This is a genomic window from Massilia sp. Masssp94 (assembly GCF_059491305.1).
The window spans coordinates 1,507,171-1,533,640 of sequence record NZ_CP168501.1; the positions used below are offsets into that span (position 1 = coordinate 1,507,171).

The following is a 26,470-nucleotide window of genomic DNA, read 5'->3' on the forward strand; positions in this document are numbered from 1 at the left end:
CCTTCTTGAAAACGAAAAGGCGCCCGCTGCCTGGCCGCGAAGACGATTCCAGAAATCGTTCAAGCGGGTGCAGCGGACGCCGTTGTCCTGTTGCCGGTCCCTCGTTGGACCGGCTCTTGTTTACTCAGGGATCGCCGTTGATCCTTTACCTCCGTATTTGCAAGACCCGTGCCAGATGGTTTTCAGGGGGAAGATCGTATTGACCGGGCCTGACACGCTTCATTGCAGTGCACCATGCACGCTTATGAGGCGCTTGAATGAGCACCATCAAGATGCGAAACTGGAAAACGCGGTGCGGCGGATGGGAAAGGATGAGATATACGCGTCGGGCGCGAGGCCGTCCCAGACCTTGCCGTCCATGAGCACCGAGCGGCGCATCAGGCTCGACGACGCCGGCACGCCCGCCAGCACGGCCGCCTCGCGGTACAGGCCCACGCGGTTCACGCGCGCGGCCACGGCCGCGTAATCGACGTCGTCGCGCAGCAGGCCCCAGCGCCGGTGCTGGGTCATGAACCACATCGCGTCGGACAGGTACGGGAAATTGGCCTCGCCCTCGTCGTGGAAGCGCACCGGATCGGGATCGATCCAGCGCTTGCCCAGGCCGTTGTCATAATCGCCATGCAGGCGCGCGGCGATGGCGCGGCGGTCCGCGTTCACATAGGCGGGGCTGGACAGCACCTCGGCCGCCACGTCGCGGTGCTCCGGCGATTCGTCGAGCCAGCGCCCCGCCTCCAGCACGGCCGCGACCAGCGAGCGGCACGCATGCGGGTTCGCGTCCACGAAGGCGGCCGTCGCGCCGAGCGCCTTGCCGGGGTGGTCGGGCCAGATGTCCTGGCTCGTCGCGACGGTGAAGCCGCTGCCGTCCAGCTGGGCGCGGGCGCTCCACGGCTCGCCGGCGCAAAAGCCGTCCATGTGGCCGGCCGCCAGGTTCACGGCCATCTGGCTGGGCGGGACCGTCACCACTTGCGCGTCGCGCACCGGATCGATGCCGCCCGCCGCCAGCCAGTAATACAGGAACAGCGCGTGGTTCCCGGTCGGGAACGTGTGCGCGAACGTGTAGCGGCGCCCGCCCTTGCGCATCGCGGCGGCCAGTGTGCCGAGGTCCGTCACGCCCTGGCGGGCCAATGCGCGCGACAGGGTAATCGCTTGGCCATTACGCGATAAATTCATCAGCACGGCCATGCGCGCGGGGGGACTCCCAATGCCGTTTTCCACGCCGTACAACAACCCATACAGGACGTGCGCCGCGTCGATCTCGCCCTGCAGCAGGCGGTCGCGCATGCCCGACCACGAATGCTGGCGCGCGAGTTCGAGCTTGATGCCGTATTTGTCGTCCAGCCCGAGCACGGACGCCATCACGAGGGACGCGCAATCGGTCAGGGGCATGAAGCCGGCCCTGATCACGGTCTTTTCCGGCCGGTCCGAGCCGGCGATGAATGCGTGAGCCATCGTTTCCTTTGCTGTTTTAGCCGAGTAGATCCTCGACGTCGAGGATGCGCTGGGCGACTTCGGCCAGCTTGAGCTTCTTGTTCATCGCCATGGTGCGCAGCCGCTGGTAGGCCTCTTCCTCCGTCAGCCGGTTGCGCGCCATGAGCACGCCCTTGGCCCGTTCGATCAGCTTGCGGTCGGCGAGCTGGCGGCGCGTGTCCGACAACTCGTCCAGCAGCTTCTGTTCGCGGTGGAACCGCTTCATGGCCACGTCCAGCACGGGCTTCACGCGCTCGGCCTGCAGGCCGGCCACGATGTACGCGGTGACGCCCGCCTCGATCGCGGCATCCATGCTGGACGACGTCTGGTCGTCCGTGAACAGGACGATGGGCCGCGGCTCGTCGCGCGTGGCGATCACGATGTGTTCGAGGACGTCGCGCGCGTCCGATTCGCTGTCGATGATGATCATGTCCGGCTGGATCTGGGCGATCCGCTCCGGCAGGAAGATGTCGGCGGGCAGCGACGCGACGATGTCGTAGCCCGATTCCAGCAGGCCGATGCGCAGGGCCGTGTTGCGCCTTGCCTGCGCGGCGAGCGTGGCCTCGTCCGCGGCAGCGCTGGACGCGGTGTTGACGACGACGATGCGCAGGGTGCGCTGGACCTTGGACGGCGGTTTCATGCCCTTTGGATATGCAAGTTCCGGGCCAGCCGGTCAGATATTCATGTTTGCTATGTCCGCAGTGCGAATCAACATTAGTTGTCGCACAGAAAATATTCACAAAACGCATGGGAAGCATCACAAATCAAAAGTTCATTTATGACGCGGTTGTCCCTATACTGCATCGCAACACGACAGATTTCTCACCGGAGATGACCATGAACACCGCAACGATCAACCAGGCACAGAACAAGACTCTGCGCCAGCACATTGCCGACACCCTGGGCAAGATCCGCACCTTTGCGATCGAACTGTACGAAGCGCACGGCGGCCTGATCGTGCCCGACGCCGCCCAGCCGGGCAGCGGCGCCCTGGCCCGCCGCAAGATGCAGCAGCAGGCCGGCATCATCATCCTGGGCCCGTTCTGCGCAGCCGCGCTGGCTCCGGAAGCCGTCCGCGAAACGCCGAACAACTAATCAAGCCAAGGATACAGATCATGACCCCGTTCGAATACCTCACCGTCGCCATCGCTGCCGCCGCCGTCGTCACCCGTATCGTGATGTTCGTGCGCAACCCGTCGCTGACCGCGCCGTCCGAACTGTGGCTGGCGCAAGAGCCGACCGAACTGTGGATGGGCGAGTACGCGAAGCCGAAGGCAGCCGCCTGATAGCAAGCGACCACATCGTCTCCACACGCCCGGCATTGGCCGGGCGTTGTCTTTTGTGCGCTGCAATATCGATCATGGCCGCCACCGTACTTACGCACGCGCGCCACTCCTGCCAGCGAATCCACACAGCACCATAGTCGGCTGCGCTAGAATGCTTTTTTGCAATTTCTGACCAAGAAAAGCATTCTTGTTCTTCATTTATCCACCCGACTGATGATGCGACTCCCTGTCCTTACCGTTCTCGCCGCACTGCTGGCGCTACCCGCTGCCGCCTCCACACCCGTGACCCTCGACCAGGCCATGGCCAACCCCGACTGGATCGGTCCTCCCGTGGAAGCGGCGTGGTGGAACTGGGACGGCAAGCAGGTCATCTACAAGCAGAAGCGCGCCGGGTCGCCCCTGCGGGACACCTACCGCGTGAACGCGGCGAAGGCCGGCACGGCGGCACAGGTGACGGACGCCGAACAGGCGAAGCTGGACAGCCCGGAAATGCTGTACAACCGCGCCCGCACCCGCGCCGTCATCGTGCGCAACGGCGATTTGTTCGAGCGCGACCTCAAGTCGGGCGCCCTCGTGCAGATCACGCGCGGCAGCGGCGTGGCGATCCAGGCGGTCCAGTACACGGCCGACGAGCGCGGCGTGCAGTACCGCATCGGCGACGACTGGTTCGCGTGGGACCGCAACGACCGCGTGGCCGGCCCCGTCGCCCTGCCGCGCGCCGCCAAGGATCCGAACGTGACGGAAGCCGACGCGCTGCGCGACATGCAGCTGCGCCTGTCGACGATCCTGAAACGCCAGAAGGACGAGCGCGACGCCACCCGCGCGCAGGCCGAGGAACTGCGCCGCGCCGACCCGACCCGCGCGCCCGCGCCGATCTACCTGGGCGACAAGGTCGCGATCCTGAACAGCGCGCTGTCGCCGGACGGCCGCTGGCTGCTCGTCGTCACGGGTCCGAAGAACGCGGACAAGGGCCGCGCCGGCAAGATGCCCCGCTACGTGACGGAAAGCGGCTACGAGGAATTCTCGGAAGAGCGCACGCGCGTGGGCCGCAACAACCCCGCGGGCCACGGCCTGAAACTCGTGAACCTCGCCACGCGCGAGGTGAAGGACCTGGCGCTGGACGCCCTGCCCGGCATCGCGGTCGACCCGCTGGCCAGGCTGCGCGCGGAGCACAAGCTCGATCCGCTCAAGGGCAACCGTCCGGTGATGATCGGCTTCGACGGCGAAGCGATCACGTGGAGCCAGAACGGCGCCAACGTGGCCGTCATGTTCCGCTCGGTGGACAACAAGGACCGCTGGATCGCCACCGTCGACCTGCCGCGCGCGGCGCTCCAGCCGGTGCACCGCCTGACGGACGAGGCGTGGGTCAACTACGACAACAATGAATTCGGCTGGCTGCCGGACGGCTCGACCCTGTGGTACCTGTCGGAAGAAAGCGGCTACGCGCACCTGTACGTGCGCGACGCGGCCGGCCGCACGCGCGCGCTCACGCAAGGTAAATGGGAAGCGGGCGACGTCGCATGGTCGGCGGATGGCCGCACGGCCTGGCTGCTTTGCAACCGCAAGGCGCCGCACACGTACGAGGTCTGCGCCGTCGATGCGAAAGATGGCACCACGCGCGAAATCAGCAGCCTCGCGGGCGTGCAGGACTTCCGCCTGTCGCCGGACCAGAACAAGCTGCTCGTCCACTATTCCGGCCCGTACCTGCCGGCGCAGCTCGCGACCGTGCCGTCGCACGGCGGCGAGGCCGTCAGGCTGACGGACACGCGCACGCCCGAGTTCAAGGCGCGCGAATGGATCCAGCCGCAATTCGTGACGATCCCGTCGACGCACGGCGCCGATCCGATCTGGGCCAAGCTGTACCGCCCCGCGCAGCTGGAGCCGGGTAAAAAATATCCGGTGGTGATGTTCGTGCACGGCGCGGGTTATCTGCAGAACGTCACGCAGCGCTACACGCCGTACTTCCGCGAGCAGATGTTCCACAACCTGCTCGTGCAGAACGGCTACGTCGTCCTCGACATGGACTATCGCGCCTCGAAGGGCTATGGCGTCAAATGGCGCACGGCGATCTACCGCCAGATGGGCCATCCGGAACTGGACGATTACCTGGACGGCGTGAACTGGATGATCGCGCACCAGCAGGGCGACGCGGCCCGCGTGGGCGTCTACGGCGGCAGCTACGGCGGCTTCATGACCCTGATGGCCATGCTGCGCGCGCCGGACGTCTTCAAGGCCGGCGCCGCGCTGCGCCCCGTGACCGACTGGACCACGTACAACCACGAGTACACGGCCAACATCCTGAACACGCCGGACCTGGATCCGGAAGCCTATAAAACGTCGTCGCCGATCGAGTACGCGCAGAACCTGAAGGGCCACCTGCTGATCGCGCACGGCATGGTCGACGATAACGTGTTCTTCCAGGACTCCGTGCGCATGGCCCAGCGGCTGATCGAGTTGAAGAAGGACCACTGGGAACTGGCGCCGTATCCGCTGGAACGGCATTCGTTCGTGCAGCCGGAGGCGTGGTATGACGAGTACCGGCGGATCTACCAGCTGTTCGAGCGGACGTTGAAGTAAGCCCCTGTCGTCCCCGCGGAAGCGGGGACCCATGCCGAGCTGACTGCGGACACTCAGCATGGATTCCCGCATGCGCGGGAATGACGATTCATCAGTCGGTCTTCGCCCCGGCTTCGAACCACGCGCCCAACTCGGCGCGTTCCGCCTCCGTCATATTGGTCATGTTCGCCAGCGGCATCGCCTTGAGCTGCACGGCCTGCTGGTAGATGCGGGGGGCGTTCCGGGCGATGCCGTGCGCGTCGTCCAGCATCACGCCGGCCGGCGCGCTCGCGAACCCGGGCTGCGTCGGATGCGCCGCGTGGCACGACACGCAGCGCGCGCGCAGGATCGTCTCCACCCGCACAAACGGCACCGTCCCCGCCGACACGCTCGGCCGCGGCGGTGCCAGCACAGGTGCCAGCAAAATCGCAAGCCCCAGCAGCAGCGCCACACCGATCGCCGGATACACCCACTCGACGCGCCCCTTGTGGCGCAGGTTGAAGAAGTGGCGGATGAAGACGCCGGCCGCCATGATGGTGCCCAGCACGGCCCATGCGTGCGGGTGGCGGTAGGTCATCGCGAAGTGGTTGCTGATCATGATGAACAGCACCGGCAACGTGAAGTAGTTATTGTGGACGCTGCGCCGCTTGCCGCGGATGCCGTAGACGGGATCGGGCGTCAAGCCCGCGCGCATCGCCTCGACCATCTTGCGCTGCCCCGGAATGATCACCATCGCCACGTTCGCGACCATGATCGTGCCGATCATCGCGCCCACGTGGATGTAGGCGGCGCGGCCGCTGAGGAAGTGCGTGAGCACCCATGCCGCGCCGACCAGCAGCGCAAAGACCACGACGCCGAACGCGAGATCATGCTTGCCGAGAGGTGAACGGCACAGCAGGTCGTACACGACCCAGCCGGCGACGAGGCTCCCGAGCCCGAGGCCGATCGCCTGCCAGCTCGACAAATCGGCCACTGACCGGTCGACCATCATCGCCTGCGCATTCAGCCAGTACACGATGACGAGGAGCGCAAAACCCGACAGCCACGTCGAATACGCTTCCCATTTGAACCAGTGCAGCTCCGCCGGCAGCTCGGCCGGCGCGACGAGGTATTTCTGCGGATTGTAGAAACCGCCGCCGTGCACGGCCCACAGCTCGCCCGCCACGCCCTTCTTCGCGAGCTCGGAACCGGCCGCCGGCGGACGCAGCGAATTGTCCAGCCAGACGAAGTAGAACGACGCGCCGATCCAGGCGATGCCGGTGATGACGTGCAGCCAGCGCACCAGCATGTTCATCCATTCGAGACCATACGGGACCAGGTAATCCATCGAGGCTCCTCAGCGTGACCGGCAGGCGACACCGCCGTCGATATAGTTTCTAGAACATGAAAAATATCGTATATTTAAAATCAGACTACGTATATAACAATTCCATAAAAAACTCTCCCATGTCCAGCCTGCCCCAGCACCTCGACCTGCACCTGATCCGCATCCTTTATCTGCTGCTCGTCGAGAAGAACGTCTCGCGCGTCGCCCTCAAGTTGAACCAGCCGCAACCGTCGATCTCGGCGTCGCTGCGCAAGCTGCGCGAGCTGACGGGCGACCCGCTGCTCGTGCGCGGCGCGCGCGGCATGGTGCCGACGCAGCACGGCGAAAGCCTGCTCAAGCCGGCCAAGCGCATCCTCGACGAGACGGAGAGCCTGTTTGTCCGCAAGACGCCGTTCGTGCCGGAACAGGCCGACCGCACGTTCCACATCGCCGCGCCCGACTACCTCGACACGCAGTTCCTGCCGGGCGTCGTCGCGTCGATCCGGCGCGGCGCGCCGAACAGCCGCGTGACCATCCACCACCTGGGGCCGGGCACGGACTACCTGCGCATGCTGTCGGACGGCGAAATGGATCTCGTCATCGCCAACTGGGACGAGCCGCCCTCGCACCTGCACATCTCGAAACTGTTCGAAGACCCGATCATCTGCACGATGCGTGCCGACAGCGCCTACGCCAAGCGCACGGCGGCCGACGCGATGACGGTCGAGGACTACCTCACGCTGCCGCACATCGCGCCGACGGCGATGCTGCCCGGCTACCACGGCGTGATCGACGCCTTCCTCGAGCGGCAAGGCATGCATCGCAAGGTGGCCGTGGAATCGCCTTATTTCGGCCTGATCCCGTACATGCTCACGCAGACGGACCTCGTGCTGACGACGGGCCGCCAGTTCATCCGGTTCTACGAAAAGACGCTGCCGCTGAAAAACTTCACGGTGCCGATCAAGTTCCCGCCGATGCGTTTTTATCAACTGTGGCACCAGCGCGTGCACCAGTCGCCGGAGCACAAGTGGCTGCGCGACCAGGTGACGGCCGCGGCCAAGGTGGTGGTCAACCGGTAGGCACGCGTGGGCACAGGGTGCGCCCTACTGCTTGGCTTCCTGGCCTTTCTGCGCCTGCATCTCCTGCAGTTTCTGCTGCATCTGCGCCGTCATCTGCTGGAAGTGCACGGCCAGCCGGCGGCATGCGTCCTGCTTCGCTTCGCACAGCACTTTCATCTCGACGAACGTGCCCTCGTCCGTCTTGCGGACCAGGCGCCGCACGACGGCCGGGTAGGCCTCATGTCCTTGCGGCACGAACGACCACACGGCCACCTCCGGTTTCTGGATGGCGTACGTGGTCCAGCCGCCCGGATGGGAGAGCTTGGCGTCCGGATTCTTTTGCAGTGCGGCCAGCGCATCGGCGACTTTCTTGTAGCCGAGCGGACGGGGCTCCTGCTTCGACTGGGCGTGGGCCGCGCCGGAGAGGACCAGGGCGGCGGCGAGGAAGGGAATGGCAAATCGTTTCATGGGGCAAGAATGAATTAGCATGGCGACATCGTGACATGCCCGGCGCGTCCCAGCAACGCCGATTCGTGTAAAAATCACATGCGGCAAAAAATATTTGCGGAACGCATGAACCTTGGGGCGGCCGGCGGGTATTCACCGCAAAACAGCAGAGAGCGCATGCGTGGACGGAAAGATTGAAGGAGCGGCCGCGAACGAGGCCAGCCTGGTGGGTCGGATTGCGGCCGGGGACCGGCGCGCCTTCGAGATGCTGTATCGCGCGTACTTTCCGCGCCTGGCGCGCTTCCTCCAACGGATGACGCGCAGCGTGCCGCTGATCGAGGAAATCGTCAACGACACCCTGCTCGTCGTCTGGCAGAAGGCCGCCACGTTCGACGGCAGTTGCAAGGTGTCGACCTGGGTGTTCGCGATCGCCTACCGCAAGGCCTGCAAGGCCCTGCACGCGCTCGACGAACCGCTGGATGCCCCGGCCGACGAGTGCGCGGCGGGCGACGCGGGCCGGCCCGACTGGCGCTTCGAACAGCAGCGCCTCGCGCACGCCGTCGACGCCGCCGTCGCCACGTTGCCGCTGGCGCAGCGGGCCGCCTTCCAGCTGACCTTCTATCACGACATGGGTTACGCAGAAATCGCAGAAATCATGGAATGTCCCGTCAACACCGTCAAAACGCGCCTGTTCCACGCGCGCCGCCGCCTGGCAACGCTGCTGGAAGACCAGCTGGAGATCCGGCCATGAACGCTCGCACCGATCACCTCGACGCGCAGGACGCGCTGCCCTGGCTCGCGAACGGCACCCTCGCGGGCGCCGAACTGGAACGCGTGCAGGCGCACGTGGCAACCTGCGCGCACTGCCGCGCCGACCTCGCCCTGCTGCGCACGGTACATGCGGCCGGGCCGGGCCCGGACCTCGACTTCGATCCGGACCGCGCGCTCGCGCGCTTGATGCCGCAACTGGATGCGCCGCAACTGGATGCCGCACCGCCGCAGGCAAAGACCGGCCTGCTGCAACGCTGGCGCGACCGCGTCGCCGCCAACGACCGCACGTGGCTGCGCGCGGCCGTCGCCTGCCAGTTCGGCGCGATCGCCGTGCTGGCCGCATTGCTGGTGCGCCCTTCCGGGCAGCCGGATTCGCCGGACGACTACCGCGTCCTCGGCGCCGCCGGCGCGAACGGCATGGCGCGCGTCGTCGTGACCTTCCGGCCCGACACGCCGGAGGCGGAACTGCGCCGCATCGTGCGCGCCAGCGGGGCGCGCATCGTCGGCGGGCCGACCGTCACCGATGCGTGGCTCGTCGGCGCGGACGGCCGGCTCGACCCGGTGCTGGCCAGGCTGCGGGCGGAGCCGGCGGTGACGCTGGCCGAGCCGCTCGTCGTGGACAAGCAGCCGTGAAAACCGCCCTTCTCGTCCTGGTCGCGGTGTTGATCGCGTTCGCCTGCGTGGTGCCGCGCGCGAGCGCGGATGCGCAGGCGGCCACGCACCCGGTCTCGACGCCGGCACCCGCAGCACGACAGGTGCTCGTGATGCTGCGCATGCCGTCGCCGCACTTCCGGCCCGACGGCGCCTACGGCGGCGGCTACACGGAGGACGGCACCCGCGCCGCGCGCCGCCGCGTCGCGCGCGACCTCGCCGCCGCCTATGGCCTGCGCGTCGTCGACGACTGGCCGATGCCCGCCATCGGCATCGACTGCTTCCTGATGGAGGACACCGGCACGGGCCCCGTCGACCGCCTGCTCGACACGCTCGCGCACGACCCGCGCGTCGCGTGGGCCCAGGCGATCCAGGACTACCACGGCCTGGCCGACGGCGACCCGCTGCTGCCCGTGCAGCCGGCCACGCGCGCCTGGCAGCTGCCCGCGCTGCACCGCGCCAGCACGGGTCGCGGCGTGACGGTGGCCGTCATCGACAGCGGCGTCGATGCGAACCATCCCGACCTCGACGGCCAGATCAAACTGCGCCGCAACTTCGTCGATGCGTATCCGGACGGCGCGGAAGCGCACGGCACGGCCGTCGCCGGCATCATCGCCGCGCGCGAAGGCAATGGCCTGGGCATCGCCGGCATCGCGCCGGGTGCCAAACTGCTGGCCCTGCGCGCGTGCTGGGAGACGGCCGGGCCGCCCGCCCGCTGCAACAGCTTCACGCTGGGCAAGGCGATCAATTTTGCGCTGATGAGCGATGCGCGCGTCATCAACATGAGCCTCGGCGGCCCGCGCGACCGGCTGCTGGAAGCCCTGCTCGACGCGGCCCTCGCGCGCGGCGTGACGCTCGTCGGCGCGGCCGATCCGGCGCAGCCCGACGGCGGCTTTCCCGCGTCGCATCCGGGCGTCATCGCGGTGGCGTCCGACACGCAGCGCGCGCCGCCGCCCGGATCGCTGCGCGCGCCGGGGACGGACGTGCCCACGTCGCTGCCGGGTGCGCGCTTCGGGCTGGTGTCCGGCTCGTCGTACGCGTCGGCCCACGTGGCGGGGCTCGCGGCACTCGTGCTGGAACTGCGTCCCGGGACGACGCCCGCCAGGCTGCGGGCCGACCTCGACGGCGGCGCACGCGTCCTGCCCGCCGCGCTGGCCTCCGGCGCCGGACAAGCTGGTAGCATAGACGCCTGCGCCGCCGTTACGCGCGCCGCCGGAGCCTGTTTCTGCCTATGCCCATCGACGACCACGACCGCCAGCCTTCCTTCCCCGCGCCCGCCGCACTGAAACCCGTCGCGGGCGCGTTCGCATTCCTCCTCGTCGCGCTCACGGCACCTGGCGCAGTGGCCCAGACCAGTGCCGACCTCTCCGTCGTATCCGAATACGCGATACGCGGCGTCTCGCAGGGCCGCAATCCCGCCGTGCAGCTGCGCGTGGACCACGACTTCGACGGCGGCTGGTATGCCGGCACCTTCGCGTCGCCCATCGAGCTGTACGGCCGCGGCCAGGGCCTGCTGATCGTCTACGGCGGGCGGGCGCTGCCGCTGACGACGCGGCTGTCGTGGGACGCCGGCGTCACGCGCACGATCTATCTGCGCAACCACGAAGTCGACTACCACGAGTTCTACGCCGGCCTGACGTACGACCGCGTCAACGCGAGAGTCTCGTATTCGCCGGCGTATTACGGCGGAGGCCGCACGGTGTACCTCGACCTGAACGGCGGCATCCCGCTGGGCGAGCGCGCGGCGCTGGCCCTGCATGCGGGGCTGCTGCATCCGCTCGATACCGATTACCGCTGGAGCGACCGGGACCGCGCGGACCTGCGCGCCACGCTCGCGTACGACACGGGCGACTGGCGGCTGCAGGCCGGCGTGCAGACCCTCGTGCACAGCGGCGGCACCGGCCTCCCGCGCGCCCGCGCCCTGTTCGCCGGCGCCAGCCTGCGCTTTTGAAAGTACCCGCGATTCGATTGAACCTTGCGCGGGGATGAGGGCATTAACGTCGTCCCCTTCCCATGAGGTGCAATCATGAACCTGCAATCGAATCCGGCCGTGCGCCTCCTGTGCGGCATCGTCCTCGGCGCCGCCGTGGCGGCCTGCGGCGGCGGTGGCGACGACCATCCGATGACGCCGCCCGTCACCATGCCGCCGGCGATCACGAGCGTCTTCACCACCACGGCCCTCGTCACCGACCAGTCCAGCGGCGCGGCCCACACCGACACCCACCTCGTCAACGCGTGGGGCCTCGCATTCAACCCGACGGCCTTCGTCTGGGTCGCCAACAACGGCACGGCGACGTCGACGCTGTACGACGGCAACGGCGTGCCGCAGACGCTCGTCGTCGCGGTCCCGGCGGGCGTCACCGGCATCGTGTACAACGGCAGCCAGGACTTCAAGGTCACGCAGAACGGCGTGACGGGTGCCAGCCCCTTCATCTTCGTGGGCGAGACGGGCACCGTGTCGGGCTGGTCGCCGGCAGTGAATCGCACGAACGCCGTGACGGCCGCCGACACGGGCGGCAGCGCCGTCTACAAGGGTCTCGCCATCGGCGCGTTCTCGGGCGCGAACTACCTGTACGCGGCCGATTTCCGCAACAACCGCATCGACGTCTACAACGCCAGCTTCCAGAAAGCCACGCTGCCGGGCGGCTTCACCGATCCGAACCTGCCGGCCGGCTATGGGCCGTTCGGCATCCAGGCCATCGGCGACCGCATCTACGTGGCGTATGCGCAGCGCGAGACGGCCGGCAACGACGAGGTCAAGGGCGCGGGACTGGGCGTCGTCGACGTGTACGACATGGGCGGCGTCTTCCTGCACCGGCTGGCGGCGGGCGGTGCGCTGAATGCACCGTGGGGCATGGCGCTGGCGCCGGCCAACTTCGGGGACTTCAGCAATGCGGTGCTCGTCGCGAACTTCGGCGACGGCAAGATCAACGCCTACAACCCGTCCAACGGCGCGTTCATCGGCACGTTGTCGAAGGCCGACCGCACGCCGATCGTCATCGACGGCCTGTGGGGCATCGCGTTCGGCAACGGCGTGCAGAACCAGCCGACGAACACGCTGTTCTACACGGCGGGGCCCGCCGACGAGTCGCACGGCATCTACGGGCGGATCGACATGCAGTAAGCGTCAAAGGAACGACGCGAACATGGCGATCGTCGCCGCCGCCATCACGCCCGTGCACAGCCAGCCCATGGCGCGCAGGCGCGGCGCGATCGTCAGGTCGCCCATGATGCGCGGGCTCGACGCCACCAGCATCATGATCGCCATCACGGGCACGGCGATGACGCCGTTCAGCACCGCGCTCCAGTACAGCGCCTTGATCGGGTCGATCGGCATGAAGTTGATGCCGACGCCGGCCAGCGTGGCGACGATGATGATGCCGTAGAACTTGCGCGCGGCCGAAAACTCCGCGCCCAGGCTGCTCTTCCAGTGGAACGTGCCGGCCATCGCATACGCGGCGGAACCGGCCAGCACGGGGATCGCGAGCAGGCCCGTGCCGACGATGCCGAGCGCGAACAGGACGAACGCGAGTTCGCCCGCGACGGGTTTCAGCGCCGACGCGGCCTGCGCCGACGACTGGATGTCGTGCACGCCCTGCGCGTGCAGGGTGGCGGCGGTGGTGAGCATGATGAAGAACGCGACGCCGTTCGACACGGCCATGCCGACCAGCGTGTCGAAGCGGATGCGGCGGAACTGGCCCCTGGCCTGGTCGGGTGCGCGCCGCAGCGGTTCTGCGTCGTCGTCCGCGCGCAGTTCCTCCACCTCCTGCGACGCCTGCCAGAAGAACAGGTAGGGACTGATCGTCGTGCCGAACACGGCGACGATCGTCGTCAGGTAGTCCTTGTTCCATGCGATGCTCGGCCACACGGTGGTCTCGAGCACCACGCCCCATGGCACGTGGACGACGAACACGGTGCCCACGTACGCGAGCAGCACGAGCGTGAGCCACTTGAGCAGGTTCACGTAGCGCTGGTAAGGGATGAACACCTGCAGCAGCACGGACAGCACGCCGAAGCCGACGGCATACCACAGCGGCCGGCCGGGCGCGACGAGCGACATCGCCTCGCCCATCGCCGCCACGTCGGCCGCGATGTTGATGACGTTCGCGACGAGCAGCAGCCCGACGATGCCCCACACGACCCGGCGCGGCGCATAGCGCTGCAAATTGGTGGCGAGCCCGCGCCCCGTCACGCGGCCGATGTTGGCGCTGATGACCTGGATGGCGGCCATCAGCGGATACGTCAGCAGCAGGGTCCACAGCAGGTTGAACCCGAACTGGGCGCCGGCCTGCGAATACGTGGCGATGCCGCTCGGGTCGTCGTCGGCCGCGCCGGTGATCAGGCCCGGACCCAGCTTCGACAGCCAGGTCGAGGCTTCCGGCGACGGCGGTGCGATGGTGGTTTCATCGGATTTCATGAAACCCATCATGCACCCATGTGGGGCGGGAATATGTACGGTTGCGCACACTGTGCACGAACCGTAATACTCAGGTCATTTTTCGGCCGCGATCCACTTCTCCACCTGCGCCTGCAGGATCGGCAACGGCAGCGTCCCATCCCCCAGCACCACCTCGTGGAATTTCGCGAAGGTGAACTTCGGCCCCAGCGCCTTCTGCGCCCGCGCGCGCAGGTCGAGGATCTTCAGCGCGCCCACCTTGTACGCCAGCGCCTGGCCCGGCCACACCATGTAGCGCTCGACCTGGTTCGCCGCGCGCGCCTCGCTGTAGCCCAGGTTGTCCATCATGTACTTGACCGCCCGCTCGCGCGACCAGCCCTGCGCATGCATGCCCGTGTCGACGACGAGGCGCACGGCGCGCAGCAGCTCGTCGTTCAGGTGGCCGTAATACGCGGACGGATCGTCGTACAGGCCGAAGTCGCGGCCCAGCGTCTCGCAGTACAGCGCCCAGCCTTCCGTGTACGCGGCGGCGCTCGGGTGCTCGGTGAAGAACTTGCGGAAGTCCGGCAGCGGCAATTCCTTCAGCAGCGCCGCGTGCAGGTGGTGGCCCGGCACGCCCTCGTGCAGGAGGAGGCTCGTCATGCCGACCGTGCTGTACTCCTTCGGGTCGTTGACGACGGCCCAGAACACGCCGGGATGCGAACCGTCGGCGGCGACGGGCGTGTAGTGGTCGGACGCCGTGGCGCGCGTCAGTTCCGGTTCCAGCTGGATGTCCAGCTTCGCCTTCGGCAGCAGGCTGAAATACTGCGGCAGCTTCGCTTCGACGACGCCGTAGATGGCACGGTAGCGCTCCAGCACCTCCTGGTCGGTCTTGAACGGCTTGAAGCGCGGCTGCGCGGCCACCCATTGCGGGAACGTGTTCAGCGGGCCGTCGTAGCCCAGCTTCGGCGCCAGGGTCGCCATCTGCTGCTGGATGCGCGCCACTTCCTTCTCGCCCAGCGCGTGGATCTCGGCCGGCGTCAGGTCGAGGTTCGTGTTGTTGCGGATGCGGGCCTGGTACCACGCGGCGCCATCCGGCAGCGCGCCATAGCCGGCCGTCGTGCGGCCCGCGGGCAGGTAGTCCTTCTCGAGGTACGTATTCAGGCGCGCGAGCGCGGCGTCGATCTTTTGCGCGGCCTGGCGGTAGCCGGCCGTGAGCGATTTTTTATCGGCGTCGGAGAAGCCGGCCGGCAGGTTCCTGATGGGCGTGTAGAAGATGCTCGCTTCCGCGTCGCTCGCGGCCAGCTGGCGGAACTGCGGCAGCATCTTGGCCGTGATCGCCTTCGGCTGCACGACGCCCTTTTTCACGCCCTCTTTCATGTTGGCGATGGCCTGGTCGATCCATGCCGGCAGTTGCTCCAGGCGCGACAGGTACGCGCGGTACTGGGCCGGCGTCGCCAGCGGCTGCGAGCCCGTGCCGCTCGCGTAATTGGCCAGGTTGCTCGGGATGTTGTCGAAGTGGTTCAGCGGCAGCAGGTGCTCGGGAAAACGCGCGAGGTCGAGCTGGGCGCGGATCTCGAAGGCGAGGATGTCGTAGTTCAGGCGCGCCTTCTCCGACAGGTGCGCCTTGTCGACCTTCTGCAGGTCGTCCAGCAGCCTGTGATTCTGCGACATATAGCGGGCGCGCACCTTCGGGTCGATCGCCATGCCGATCTGGTCGTCGTAGCGGCTGTCGCCGTTCGCGGTCGCGTACAGCAGCGGGTCGAACCGGGCGCGCGCATCGTAGAACCTCGCAGCGATGCGGTCGACCTGGCGTTCGGCCGACGACGCGGATACGGTAGTTGCGGCAGCCTGGGCGGACAGGATGGGTGCGCCGGCCGACAGCAAAGCCGCGAGGATGGCGGCATTGAGAGTGCGGTTCATGGGTCTCCTTTGTGAGGTTGTTGCTTGACAGCATACTACGATTGCCGGATCGACCACACCTCCCCATTTTGGCGCAAATACGCACCGCAACGGTGCTTGTGCACGCTTGCGGGGCAACCCATCCGGCATGCCCACTGGGAGTGCGCCTCTTCACCAAATTGGAACGTTTATTGCTATCCAGAAGTGCAATCAGACCAACTTGCACTTTTTTGGAGTACGCATGGATGCATTCAAAAGCGGAGCGGACGCGCTCTTCATCTTGCTCGGCGGGATCATGATCCTGGCGATGCACGCCGGCTTCGCCTTCCTGGAACTGGGCACGGTACGCCGCAAGAACCAGGTCAACGCCCTGGTAAAAATCCTGATCGACTTCGCCGTTTCCACCATCGCCTACTTCTTCGTCGGCTATGGCATCGCCTACGGCATCCACTTCATGGGCGCCACCAGCACCCTCGTCGCCAAGAACGGCTACGAGCTGGTGAAGTTCTTCTTCCTGCTGACGTTCGCCGCCGCGATCCCCGCCATCATCTCGGGCGGCATCGCCGAACGTGCCAAGTTCCATCCGCAGATGGCCGCGACCGCCCTGCTCGTGGGCCTCGTCTATCCGCTGTTCGAAGGCATCGCCTGGAACAACCGCTTCGGCATCCAGGACTGGCTGACGGCCACCTTCGGCGCGGCGTTCCACGACTTCGCCGGTTCCGTCGTCGTGCACGCCGTCGGCGGCTGGGCCGCGCTGCCGGCCGTGCTGCTGCTGGGCGCGCGCCGCGGCCGCTATACCAAGGATGGCCGCATCTCGGCGCACCCGCCGTCGAACATCCCGTTCCTCGCGCTGGGCGCGTGGATCCTCACCGTCGGCTGGTTCGGCTTCAACGTGATGAGCGCGCAGACGCTGGACAAGATGAACGGCCTCGTCGCCGTCAACTCGCTGATGGCCCTCACGGGCGGCACCCTGACCGCCTTCGTGCTGGGCAAGAACGACCCGGGCTTCGTCTACAACGGCCCGCTGGCCGGCCTCGTCGCCGTGTGCGCGGGCTCGGACCTGATGCATCCGATGGGCGCCCTGGTGACAGGCGCGATCGCGGGCGCGATCTTCGTCGTGATGTTCACCCTGGCGCAGAACCGCTGGAAGATCGACGACGTGCTTGGCGTGTGGCCCCTGCACGGCCTGTGCGGCGCGTGGGGCGGCATCGCGGCCGGCATCTTCGGCAGCCAGGCGCTGGGAGGGCTCGGCGGCGTGTCGCTCGCGTCGCAGATCGTCGGCACCCTGCTGGGCGTCGCCATCGCCGGCATCGGCGGCATCATCGTCTACGGGTTGTTGAAGGCGACCGTCGGGCTGCGCCTGGACGCCGAACAGGAATTCGACGGCGCCGACCTGGCCATCCACCGCATCAGCGCCACGCCGGAACGCGAAACCACGTTCCAGTAAGCGCGCCAAATAAGGTCACGCTTCGCGCGCGGTGGCGACGAGGCGCCGGATCGCGGCCGCCAGCGCCGCCGGCTCCACGGGCTTGGCGAGATAGTCGGTAAAACCGGCCTGCAGCGCCTTGGCGCGGTCGTCCTGGCGGGTGAAGGCCGTCAACGCGATGGCGGGAACGTCCGCCGTGGCCGCGCGCCGGCGGATGCGCCGCATCAGTTCGAAGCCGTCGACTTCGGGCATGCCGACGTCGCTGACGATCACGTCCGGCACCTCGCGCTCCAGCAGGGCCAGCGCGGCGCTGGCGCCCGGCGCCGTCATCGTGGCGGCGCCGCTGTACGACAGGATCTGTTCCAGCACGTCGAGCGTATCCGGCGCGTCGTCGATGACGAGCACCCGCACGCCGGACAGGTCGGCCAGGTCGTCCGCGCCCGTCAGCGCCATCGAAAGCACGCCCGTTCCCGGCACCGTGACGGCGCTCGGGCGCGCCAGCGGCAGGCGCACCGTGAACGTGGTGCCCGTGTGCACGCCGGCGCTGTCCACGGCGATCGTCCCGCCGTGCAGTTCGACGAGCTGCCGCGCGATCGACAACCCCAATCCCAGGCCGCCGTGCTGGCGCGAGATCGACGCATCCTGCTGGCGGAAGCGGTCGAACACGTACGGGAGGAAGTCCGGCGCGATGCCGATGCCCGAATCGATCACGCGGATCACGGCGTCGTTGCCGTCGCGCCCCAGCAGCACCTGCACGCTGCCGCCCGTTGGCGTGAACTTGACCGCGTTCGCCAGCAGATTCCACAGCACCTGCTGCAGCCGGCCCGGATCGGCGCGCACTTCGAGCGGCAACATGCCCGGCTCGCGTCCCAGGTCGGCGCGCAGGGCGATCATCTTGGCCGCGGCGGCCGGGTGCACGGTGCCCAGCGCCGCCTCGATGATGCGGGACGGGTCGACCGTCTGCACGTCCAGGCGCACGGTGCCGGAAATGATGCGGCTCATGTCGAGCAGGTCGTCGATCAGCTTGCCCTGGGCGCGCGCGTTGCGCTCGATCGTCTCCAGGGCCCGTATCATGGTCGCCTCGTCCTTCACGCCCCGCTGCAGCATGCCGGCCCAGCCGAGGATCGCGTTCAGCGGCGTGCGCAGCTCGTGCGACAGGGTGGCGAGGAATTCGTCCTTCAATGCGGACAGGCGTTCGGCTTCGTCGCGCGCGACGCGCTCGCGTTCCAGCAGGTGCTGGCGCTCGGCCGCCGTCGCCTGCGACATGGCGAGGATGCGCGCGTTCGCTTCCAGCCGCGCGTCGAACACGGACGCGATGAGGGCCAGGCCCAGCACGCAGAACGTGGCCAGCACGACGAGCGTGGCGAGGCTGTCGCGATGCACGCCGACGCGCGCGGCCATGCACACGCTGTCGGCCGGGAAGTTCGCGGCCGCCATGCCCGTGTAATGCATGCCGACGATGGCGCAGCCCATCACGACGGCGGCGCCGATGCGCGGCACCCACACGTCCGGCGTGCTGCGGCGCAGCCGGAACGCGATCCACAGCGCCAGCGCCGACGCGCCCACGGCGATCAGCACCGAGAGCGCGAACAACAGCGGGTCGTACACGATCCCGGGCTGCATGCGCATGGCGGCCATGCCCGTGTAATGCATCGCATTGATACCGACGCCCATGATGACGGCACTGACGCCCAGGCGCACCGGGCCCAGGTTCGCGCGGCTCACCTGCCACAGCGCGAGGCCGGACGCGGCTATCGGCAGCACCAGCGAGAAGAGGGTGATGGGGATGTCATAGGCGACCGGGATCGGGAGGCGGAACGCCAGCATCCCGACGAAGTGCATGGCCCAGATCCCGGATCCCATCGCGATCGCGCCGCCCAGCATCCAGGCGAATTTCGTCCGCCCGGTCGCTTCCGCCACCCTGCCCGCGAGGCTGAGGGCGGAATACGACGCGACGATCGCGACGAGGATCGAAATCAGGACGAGCGGGGTTTCATAGTATCCGGTCAGCATCGTCGGTCAGACGCGTGCCGCCCGGCGGGCGGCTTCGGACCACAGTATGCTACCGGCGCGTGCGATCGGCCAGAATAGTAACAAGAAATTGCACTTTGTTACTTTTGAGCAACAAGCTCGCCGGCCTCGGACGTGGAAACGATGCCGGCCCGTTCCAGCATCGCGTGCAGCAGCACGTTGCAGCCGGCTTCCAGGTGGCCGGGCTGGGCATCCTCGATCTCGTTGTGGCTGATGCCGTCCCTGCACGGCACGAAGATCATGCCGGCGGGCGCCAGCCGCGCGACGTAGATCGCGTCGTGGCCGGCGCCGGACACCACGTCCATCGTCGAATAGCCCAGCCGTTCCGTCGCGGCGCGCACGGCGTCCACGCAATCCGGGTGGAACGGGCAAGGCGGGTAGTACGACACGCGCTGCAGGTCGATGGCCAGGCCAGTCTCGCGCCGCGTGCGCTCGACGAACGCCTCGATCTCGCCGTGCATCGTGTTCAGCAGCTCGTCGGTGACGTTGCGCAGGTCGATGCTGAACTTGACCTGGCCGGGGATCACGTTGCGGCTGTTGGGGAACACCTGGACCATGCCCACGGTGCCGCGGCCATACGGCGGGTAGCGGTTGGCGATGGCGACCGTCTCCTGCATGATGGCCGTCGCGACCTGCAGCGCGTCGCGCCGCAGATGCATCGGCGTGGGGCCCGCGTGCGCTTCCATCCCGGTCACGGTGCAGTCGTACCACGACAGGCCCATCACGGCGGGCACGACGCCGATCACCCTGTTCGCGTCTTCCAGCACGGGGCCCTGCTCGATGTGGGCTTCGAAATACGCGCCGATCGGGTGGTCGCCGGGCGTCTGCCCGCCCCGGTAGCCGATCCGGTCGAGTTCCTCGCCGACGGATTTGCCGTCGACGTCGCGCGCCGCATACGCCGTCTCCAGGCTGAACGCGCCGCAGAACACGCCGGAGCCCATCATGACGGGCACGAAGCGCGATCCCTCCTCGTTGGTCCAGAACGCGACCTCGATCGGCGCCTCCGTGCGGATGCCGCGCTCGTTCAGCGTGCGCACGACTTCGAGGCCGGCCAGCACGCCGTAGTTGCCGTCGAACTTGCCGCCGGTCGGCTGGGTGTCGATGTGGCTGCCCGTGACGATGGGCGGCAAGTCCGGGTTCGTCCCTTCCCGGCGCATGAAGACGTTGCCGATCTTGTCGACAGTGACTGACAGGCCCTCGGCCTTCGCCCACTGGACGACGAGGTCGCGGCCCTGGCGGTCGAGGTCCGTCAGGGCGAGGCGCTTCACCCCGCCCTTCGCGGTGGCGCCGATTTGCGCCAGTTCCATCAGGGAGTGCCACAGGCGGGTGCCGTTGATGCGCAGGTCGTTCATCTTGTTCTCCAGTTGGTGCTTGCATCACCGTCGTCCTCGCGAAAGCGGGGACCCATGCTGAGTGTGCGATTTGGTGGCGTCAACAATGCACGCAGGCTCAGTATGGATTCCCGCTTCCGCGGGAATGACGTGCGTAGCGTTCAAATAGTGCTGGTGAAAGCCGGCCGCTCCACATATCGCCCGGCCCCACGCTCCGCCCGCAAATCCCCATTCGCATACACGAGCTTCCCGGCCGCCACCGTATGCGTCGGAATCCCGCGCACCGTGCGCCCTTCGAACACGTTGAAGTCGCCCTTCGAATGCTGCGTCGCGGCCGACAGGGTGCGCGTCCCTTGCGGGTCCCACACGACGACGTCGGCATCCGCTCCAACGGACACGGAACCCTTGCGCGGATAGATATTAAAAATCTGGGCCGCATTGGTCGACGTCACGCGCACGAATTCGGACGGCGTCAAACGTCCCGTGTTCACGCCCGCGTCCCACACGACGGCCATGCGTTCCTCGACGCCGCCGCAGCCGTTCGGGATGCGCGTGAAATCGTCCGCGCCCATTCCCTTCTGGCCGGCGCAGAACGTGCAGTGGTCCGTCGCCGTCGTGTGCAGGTTGCCGCCCTGGAGGCCTTGCCACAGCGCCGTCTGGTGGTGGCTGGAGCGGAACGGGGGACTCATCACGTAGGCGCGCGCGACTTCGGGATCCGCGTGGCGGTAGACGCTGTCGTCGATGACGAGGTGGCCCGCCAGCGCCTCGCCGTACACGCGCTGGCCGCGTGCGCGGGCGCGCGTGATGGCCTCCAGCGATTCGGCGCACGACACGTGCACGATGTAGACGGGCGTGCCGAGCACATTCGCGATGGCGATCGCGCGGTTGGCCGCTTCGGCTTCCACTTCCGGTGGGCGCGACAGCGCATGCGCTTCCGCCCCGCGGATGCCCTTCGCCAGCAGTTCGCGCTGCAACTGGTAGACCAGCTCCCCGTTCTCCGCGTGCACGGTCGGGATCGCGCCCAGTTCGAGCGCGCGCCGGAAGCTTTTCACCAGCGTCTCGTCGTCGGCCATGATGGCGTTCTTGTACGCCATGAAGTGCTTGAAGCTGTTCACGCCGTGGCGCTCGACGAGCGTGCCCATGTCTTCGTGCACCGTGTCGTCCCACCACGTGACGGCGACGTGGAACGTGTAGTCGGCCGCGGCCTTTTCCGCCCAGCCGCGCCACGTCTGGAATGCGTCCATCAGGCGTTGTTTCGGGTCGGGGATGACGAAGTCGATGATCGTCGTCGTCCCGCCTGCGAGGCCCGCCGCCGTGCCGGTGTAAAAATCATCGGCGGTGACGGTGCCCATGAACGGCAGCTGCATATGCGTGTGCGGGTCGATCCCGCCCGGCATCACGTACTGGCCGCCGGCATCGATCACTTCCGCGTGCGCGGGCGCCTCCAGGTTCTCGCCCACGGCGACGATCTTGTCGCCTTCGCAAAGCACATCGGCACGAAATGCACGGTCGGCGTTCACCACCGTACCACCGCGTATCAACAGGGTCATTGACGTCTCCTCGGGTCAATCGAGCGAACGGGCCGGATGCAGCGCAGGCGCCGCCCTGCCCTTCATCATGAGGCCGTACACGACCGCGGAAATCGCGATCCCGACGAACCACGCATAGGTGTACAGGGTTTTGAAGACGGCGCCCACGTCCGGGAACGACTCCGGAAACGCCGCGTTCATGAAACCCGGGATGTTCGGCACCACGCCGGCGACGAAGGCGACGATCGCGGCCAGGTTCCAGCCGCCGCGGTACCCATAGATGCCGTCGTCACGGTACAGGTGGTCGACCGCGAGTTCCGTGCGGCGGATCAGGTAGTAATCGATGATCAGCACGCCCGCGATGGGCCCCAGCAGCGCGGAATAGCCGATCAGCCACGTGAAGATATAGCCCTGCGTCGACTCCAGGATCTTCCACGGCATCATCGCGAGCGCGATGCCGGCCGTGATGTAGCCGCCCGTGCGGTACGAGATGTGGCGCGGCGCCAGCGCGGAAAAGTCGTAGGCCGGGCCGACGAGGTTGGCGGCCAGGTTGACGCTGACCGTGTCGACCAGCAGGACGATGAGCGCGATCAGCACCGCGGCGCCCGTCATGCGGCTGGCCAGGTCGACCGGATCCCACAACGCCTTGCCGTACAGGACGACGGTGGCCGACGTGACGATGACGGCCAATGCAGCCAGCAACCCCATCGGCACGGGCAGGCCGACGGACTGGCCCAGGATCTGGTCGCGCTGCGTACGCGCGAAGCGGGTGAAGTCGGGGATGTTCAGCGCGAGCGTGGCCCAGAAGCCGACCATCGCCGTCAGCGACGGCCAGAACGTGGCCCAGAACTGGCCGGCCTTCTTGCCGCCTTCGACGAACTGCGACGGCGCGTCCAGCAGCGGGCCGAAGCCGCCCGCTTTCTGGTAGACCCAGCCGAGCAGCACGAAGCAGATCGCGATCTTCAGCGGCGCCGTGTACGTCTCCAGCTTGCGGATCGCATCCATGCCGTGCACGATGAAATAGAACTGGATCGCCCAGAACGCGAGGAAGCACAGCAGCTGCGCACCGTTGATGCCCAGGCCGGCGAGCTTGGCGCCGCCGATCTCGTGCCCGGCCAGCACGCCCAGCAGCGTGTAGATCATGCTGCCGCCGAACCACGTCTGGATGCCGTACCAGCCGCACGCGACGATGGCGCGCATCAGTGCCGGCAGCCGCGCCCCGCGCGTGCCGAACGCGGCGCGCGCCAGCACGGCGTACGGGATGCCATATTTCGTGCCGGCGTGGCCGATCAGCAGCATCGGCAGCAGCACGATGGCGTTCGCGAGGAACACGGTGAACACGGCCTGGTACGCGGACATGCCGGCCTCGATCAGGCTGGCGGACAGCGTATAGGCCGGGATGCACATCACCATGCCGACCCACAGGGCGGCGAAGTGATACCAGCGCCACGTGCGCTGCGCGGCGCTCGTCGGCGCGAGGTCTTCGTTCCAGAGATCCTGGTTCGTTGCGGGATCGGTGCTCATCGGGGCGGTCTCCGTCGGTTGGCGTCATTCACCGGCCAATACTACTACCTCCGCCCGTGGATTCCGTGGATCCTGCGTCCAGTTCATGTACGGCTTGCCCGTCTGCTGCGGCACCATCGTGATGCAGCCCTCGACCGGACAGGTGATCTCGCACAGGTTGCACCCGACGCATTCCTGGTCGATCACCTCGTACTTGCGCGCATTCCCGTCGACCAGCCGCGCGATCGCCTGGTGCGACGTGTCCTCGCACGCCACGTGGCAGCGGCCGCACTGGATGCACTTGTCCTGGTCGATGTGCGCGATGACCTGGTAATTCATGTCCAGGTATTTCCAGTCCGTCGTGTTCGGCACGGCCTTGCGCGAGAACGCGGCGATGTTGTCGTAGCCCTTCGAATCCATCCAGCGCGACAGCCCGTCCTTCATCTCCTCGACGATGCGGAAGCCATGCAGCATCGCGGCCGTGCACACCTGTACCGAGCCGGCGCCCAGCGCGATGAACTCGGCCGCGTCGCGCCAGTTGCCGATGCCGCCGATGCCGGAGATCGGCAAGCCCTTCGTCACCGGATCGCGCGCGATCTCGGCCACCATGTTCAGCGCGATGGGCTTGACGGCCGTGCCGCAATAGCCGCCGTGCGTGCTGGCGTTGCCGACCGCGGGGAATGCGACCATGCGGTCCAGGTCCAGGTGCGTGATCGAATTGATCGTGTTGATCAGCGAGACGGCATCCGCCCCGCCCGCCAGCGCCGCGCGTGCGGGTGCGCGCACGTCCGTGATGTTGGGCGTCAGCTTGACGATCACCGGCAGCCGCGTGGTCGTCTTGCACCAGCGCGTGACGAGTCCGATCAGGTCCGGCTGCTGGCCCACCGCGGCGCCCATGCCGCGTTCCGGCATGCCGTGCGGGCAGCCGAAGTTCAGTTCGATGCCGTCCGCGCCCGTCGCCTCGACGAGCGGCAGGATTTCGCGCCACGGCGCTTCCTCGCACGGCAGCATCATCGACACGACCAGCGCCCGGTCCGGCCAGGCCTTCTTGACGGCCGTGATCTCGCGCAGGTTGATCTCGAGGCTCCGGTCCGTGATCAGCTCGATGTTGTTGAAGCCGATGACCTCGCGGTTCTTCCCGTGCAGCGCGGAGTAGCGCGACGACACGTTGACGGCCGGCGGATCCTCGCCCAGCGTCTTCCACACGACGCCGCCCCACCCCGCCTCGAAGGCGCGCACGACGTTATAGGCCTTGTCGGTCGGCGGTGCGGACGCCAGCCAGAAAGGGTTCGGCGACTTGATGCCGCAGAAATCGATGCTCAGGTCGGCCATCATGCCTCCGCTTTGGAAAGGATGTCGTCATGGATCGCCAGCGCCGCCAGCTTGCCGTGCTGGACGGCCTGCACCGTCAGGTCCTGCCCCGGCGCCACGCAGTCGCCGCCCGCGTACACGCCCGGCAGCTTGGTGCGGAACCGCGCGTCGACGTGGATCTTGTCGCCTTCCCGCTCCAGTTCGCTCGCGAGCGGATCGGACAACGCATCATCATCCATGTGCTGGCCGATGGCCTTGAACACGGCATCGGCCGCGATGTCGATGAACGCCCCCGTGCCGGCGAGACGGCCGTCCACCAGCCGCGTTTCTTCGAAGCGCATGCCGCGCACGCGTCCCGCAGCGTCCAGCAGGATCTCGTGCGGCGCGGCCCACGTGCGGATGCGCACGCCGTTCGTCTTCGCGATCTCGATCTCGTGGCCGGTGGCGCTCATCGCCTCGACACCGCGGCGGTACACGAGCGTGACATCGTCCGCGCCGAGGCGCCCGATCTGCACGGCCATGTCGACGGCCGTGTTGCCGGCGCCGATCACGACCGCGCGTTTCGGCACCGGCAGCGCCGCGAGGTCCGCGGCCTGGCGCAACGTGGCGATGTAGTCGACGGCGGCCGCGAGGCCCGGCGCATCCTCGCCCGTGAGGCCGAGGCGGCGGCTGGCACCGAGGCCCAGGCCGAGGAACACGGCGTCGTAGCGCGTGTGCAAGTCCTGCAAATGCAGGTTGCCGCCCAGGATGCGGCCGTACTGGATCTCGATGCCGCCGATGGACAGCAAGAAGTCGACCTCGCGCTGGGCGAAGTCACCCGGCAGCTTGTACTTGGCGATGCCGTATTCGTTCAGGCCGCCGGCCTTGTCGTGCGCTTCGAACACGACGACGTCATGGCCCAGCATCGCGAGCCGGTGCGCGCACGACAGCCCAGCCGGGCCGGCGCCGACGACGGCGATCGTCTTGCCGGTCGACGGCGCGCGCCGGAAGGGATGATCGGCGAAGTGGACGTTGTCGATGGCATGGCGCTGCAGTAGGCCGATTTTCACGGGCTGGCCTTCGGCGTCGTTGTTGCGCACGCAGGCGTCCTCGCACAGGATCTCCGTCGGGCACACGCGCGAACAGCTGCCGCCGAAGATGTTCTGCTTGAGGATATTAACCGCGGCGCCTTCCACGTTGCCGTCGTGGATGTTGCGGATGAAGCTCGCGACGTCGATGCCCGTCGGGCAGGCGCGGGTACAGGGCGCGTCATAACAGTACAGGCAGCGGGCGCTTTCGATGGCGGCCTGGCGGGTCGTCAGTGCCGGCGCCAGGTCCGTGAAGCGCTCGGACAGGGCACCGTGCGTGCCGGCGGCGGGGGGCAGGTGGTGGAGTGACTCGATCATTTGGCATCCCTTCTTGTGAGGACCGTCATTCCCGCGCAGGCGGGAATCCATACTGAGTCTCATGCTGAGGTTAATGGGAATCTTGCGATACGATTGCCGGCACCTCAGCATGGGTCCCCGCCTGCGCGGGGACGA

At 67.5% G+C, this 26,470-nt stretch carries 22 protein-coding genes; 10 read left to right on the top strand and 12 right to left on the bottom strand.

The annotated features are described in order from the left end of the window. Nucleotides 1-267: 267 nt before the first annotated feature. Together ACEN9G_RS06485 and ACEN9G_RS06490 are read right to left on the bottom strand one after the other, a co-directional pair. Nucleotides 268-1,449 carry a CmpA/NrtA family ABC transporter substrate-binding protein gene (locus tag ACEN9G_RS06485; RefSeq protein ID WP_483126508.1) on the bottom strand — a complete coding sequence of 394 codons (1,182 nt, stop codon included), beginning with the start codon at nt 1,447-1,449 and terminating at the stop codon, nt 268-270. Nucleotides 1,450-1,465: 16 nt separating this feature from the next. Then, a complete protein-coding gene (locus ACEN9G_RS06490; protein ID WP_413342020.1) occupies nt 1,466-2,107 on the bottom strand; it encodes an ANTAR domain-containing response regulator in 642 nt (213 codons plus the stop codon). A 197-nt stretch (nt 2,108-2,304) separates the two neighbouring features. Between ACEN9G_RS06490 and ACEN9G_RS06495 the strand changes: the two genes are divergently transcribed. The 3 genes from ACEN9G_RS06495 to ACEN9G_RS06505 all read left to right on the top strand — a co-directional run bounded on the left by ACEN9G_RS06495 (nt 2,305) and on the right by ACEN9G_RS06505 (nt 5,330). Continuing rightward, nucleotides 2,305-2,562, top strand: a complete 258-nt coding sequence (locus tag ACEN9G_RS06495) for a hypothetical protein (RefSeq protein WP_036229690.1) — start codon at nt 2,305-2,307, stop codon at nt 2,560-2,562. Between the two features lie 20 nt (nt 2,563-2,582). Then, nucleotides 2,583-2,753 (top strand): hypothetical protein, encoded by a 171-nt coding sequence (locus ACEN9G_RS06500; protein WP_156403645.1) that lies wholly within the window; start codon nt 2,583-2,585, stop codon nt 2,751-2,753. Nucleotides 2,754-2,969: 216 nt separating this feature from the next. Continuing rightward, complete coding sequence (locus ACEN9G_RS06505; RefSeq protein ID WP_413342024.1) at nt 2,970-5,330, top strand: S9 family peptidase; 2,361 nt, start codon at nt 2,970-2,972, stop codon at nt 5,328-5,330. 91 nt (nt 5,331-5,421) lie between these two features. Here the strand turns inward: ACEN9G_RS06505 and ACEN9G_RS06510 are convergent, their stop codons facing one another. Then, nucleotides 5,422-6,636 (bottom strand): urate hydroxylase PuuD, encoded by a 1,215-nt coding sequence (locus tag ACEN9G_RS06510; protein ID WP_413342018.1) that lies wholly within the window; start codon nt 6,634-6,636, stop codon nt 5,422-5,424. Between the two features lie 119 nt (nt 6,637-6,755). Here ACEN9G_RS06510 and ACEN9G_RS06515 point away from each other — a divergent pair, with 119 nt between their 5' ends. After that, nucleotides 6,756-7,694 carry a LysR substrate-binding domain-containing protein gene (locus tag ACEN9G_RS06515; RefSeq protein ID WP_056123089.1) on the top strand — a complete coding sequence of 313 codons (939 nt, stop codon included), beginning with the start codon at nt 6,756-6,758 and terminating at the stop codon, nt 7,692-7,694. 24 nt (nt 7,695-7,718) lie between these two features. Here the strand turns inward: ACEN9G_RS06515 and ACEN9G_RS06520 are convergent, their stop codons facing one another. Then, a complete protein-coding gene (locus tag ACEN9G_RS06520; protein WP_413342016.1) occupies nt 7,719-8,141 on the bottom strand; it encodes a hypothetical protein in 423 nt (140 codons plus the stop codon). Nucleotides 8,142-8,301: 160 nt separating this feature from the next. Between ACEN9G_RS06520 and ACEN9G_RS06525 the strand changes: the two genes are divergently transcribed. The 5 genes from ACEN9G_RS06525 to ACEN9G_RS06545 all read left to right on the top strand — a co-directional run bounded on the left by ACEN9G_RS06525 (nt 8,302) and on the right by ACEN9G_RS06545 (nt 12,666). Continuing rightward, complete coding sequence (locus ACEN9G_RS06525; protein WP_413342015.1) at nt 8,302-8,871, top strand: RNA polymerase sigma factor; 570 nt, start codon at nt 8,302-8,304, stop codon at nt 8,869-8,871. Further along, nucleotides 8,868-9,524 (top strand): zf-HC2 domain-containing protein, encoded by a 657-nt coding sequence (locus ACEN9G_RS06530; RefSeq protein ID WP_483126509.1) that lies wholly within the window; start codon nt 8,868-8,870, stop codon nt 9,522-9,524. Before ACEN9G_RS06525 ends, ACEN9G_RS06530 begins: the two co-directional genes overlap by 4 nt. Then, nucleotides 9,521-10,828 carry a S8 family peptidase gene (locus ACEN9G_RS06535; protein WP_483126510.1) on the top strand — a complete coding sequence of 436 codons (1,308 nt, stop codon included), beginning with the start codon at nt 9,521-9,523 and terminating at the stop codon, nt 10,826-10,828. Before ACEN9G_RS06530 ends, ACEN9G_RS06535 begins: the two co-directional genes overlap by 4 nt. Further along, on the top strand, nt 10,774-11,493 hold the full coding sequence (locus ACEN9G_RS06540) for a TorF family putative porin (protein WP_413338315.1): 720 nt from the start codon (nt 10,774-10,776) through the stop codon (nt 11,491-11,493). The genes ACEN9G_RS06535 and ACEN9G_RS06540 overlap by 55 nt, the downstream gene beginning before the upstream one ends. Before the next feature lie 75 nt (nt 11,494-11,568). Then, nucleotides 11,569-12,666: a TIGR03118 family protein gene (locus ACEN9G_RS06545; RefSeq protein ID WP_413338317.1), complete on the top strand. Its 1,098-nt coding sequence runs from the start codon at nt 11,569-11,571 to the stop codon at nt 12,664-12,666. Between the two features lie 3 nt (nt 12,667-12,669). On the opposite strand, the gene ACEN9G_RS06550 is transcribed toward ACEN9G_RS06545, so the two are convergent. Together ACEN9G_RS06550 and ACEN9G_RS06555 are read right to left on the bottom strand one after the other, a co-directional pair. Beyond that, a complete protein-coding gene (locus ACEN9G_RS06550) occupies nt 12,670-13,959 on the bottom strand; it encodes an NRAMP family divalent metal transporter (RefSeq protein WP_413338319.1) in 1,290 nt (429 codons plus the stop codon). 75 nt (nt 13,960-14,034) lie between these two features. Next, nucleotides 14,035-15,840, bottom strand: coding sequence for a DUF885 domain-containing protein (locus ACEN9G_RS06555; RefSeq protein WP_413338321.1), 1,806 nt, complete (start codon nt 15,838-15,840; stop codon nt 14,035-14,037). Between the two features lie 220 nt (nt 15,841-16,060). Between ACEN9G_RS06555 and ACEN9G_RS06560 the strand changes: the two genes are divergently transcribed. Continuing rightward, the gene (locus tag ACEN9G_RS06560; RefSeq protein WP_413338323.1) at nt 16,061-17,266 is read left to right on the top strand and encodes an ammonium transporter; all 1,206 of its coding nucleotides are present in this window, start codon (nt 16,061-16,063) and stop codon (nt 17,264-17,266) included. 15 nt (nt 17,267-17,281) lie between these two features. Here ACEN9G_RS06560 and ACEN9G_RS06565 read toward each other — a convergent pair whose 3' ends face one another. The 6 genes from ACEN9G_RS06565 to ACEN9G_RS06590 form a co-directional block, all read right to left on the bottom strand. After that, nucleotides 17,282-19,258 (bottom strand): MHYT domain-containing protein, encoded by a 1,977-nt coding sequence (locus tag ACEN9G_RS06565; RefSeq protein WP_413338325.1) that lies wholly within the window; start codon nt 19,256-19,258, stop codon nt 17,282-17,284. Between the two features lie 98 nt (nt 19,259-19,356). After that, nucleotides 19,357-20,628 carry a Zn-dependent hydrolase gene (locus ACEN9G_RS06570; protein WP_413338326.1) on the bottom strand — a complete coding sequence of 424 codons (1,272 nt, stop codon included), beginning with the start codon at nt 20,626-20,628 and terminating at the stop codon, nt 19,357-19,359. A 140-nt stretch (nt 20,629-20,768) separates the two neighbouring features. Beyond that, complete coding sequence (gene hydA / locus ACEN9G_RS06575) at nt 20,769-22,157, bottom strand: dihydropyrimidinase (protein ID WP_413338328.1); 1,389 nt, start codon at nt 22,155-22,157, stop codon at nt 20,769-20,771. Between the two features lie 15 nt (nt 22,158-22,172). Beyond that, nucleotides 22,173-23,660, bottom strand: coding sequence for an NCS1 family nucleobase:cation symporter-1 (locus tag ACEN9G_RS06580; protein ID WP_413338330.1), 1,488 nt, complete (start codon nt 23,658-23,660; stop codon nt 22,173-22,175). 24 nt (nt 23,661-23,684) lie between these two features. Next, nucleotides 23,685-24,971: an NAD-dependent dihydropyrimidine dehydrogenase subunit PreA gene (gene preA, locus ACEN9G_RS06585; protein WP_413338332.1), complete on the bottom strand. Its 1,287-nt coding sequence runs from the start codon at nt 24,969-24,971 to the stop codon at nt 23,685-23,687. Further along, a complete protein-coding gene (locus ACEN9G_RS06590; protein WP_413338333.1) occupies nt 24,971-26,335 on the bottom strand; it encodes an NAD(P)-dependent oxidoreductase in 1,365 nt (454 codons plus the stop codon). The genes preA and ACEN9G_RS06590 overlap by 1 nt, the downstream gene beginning before the upstream one ends. Nucleotides 26,336-26,470: the final 135 nt, after the last annotated feature.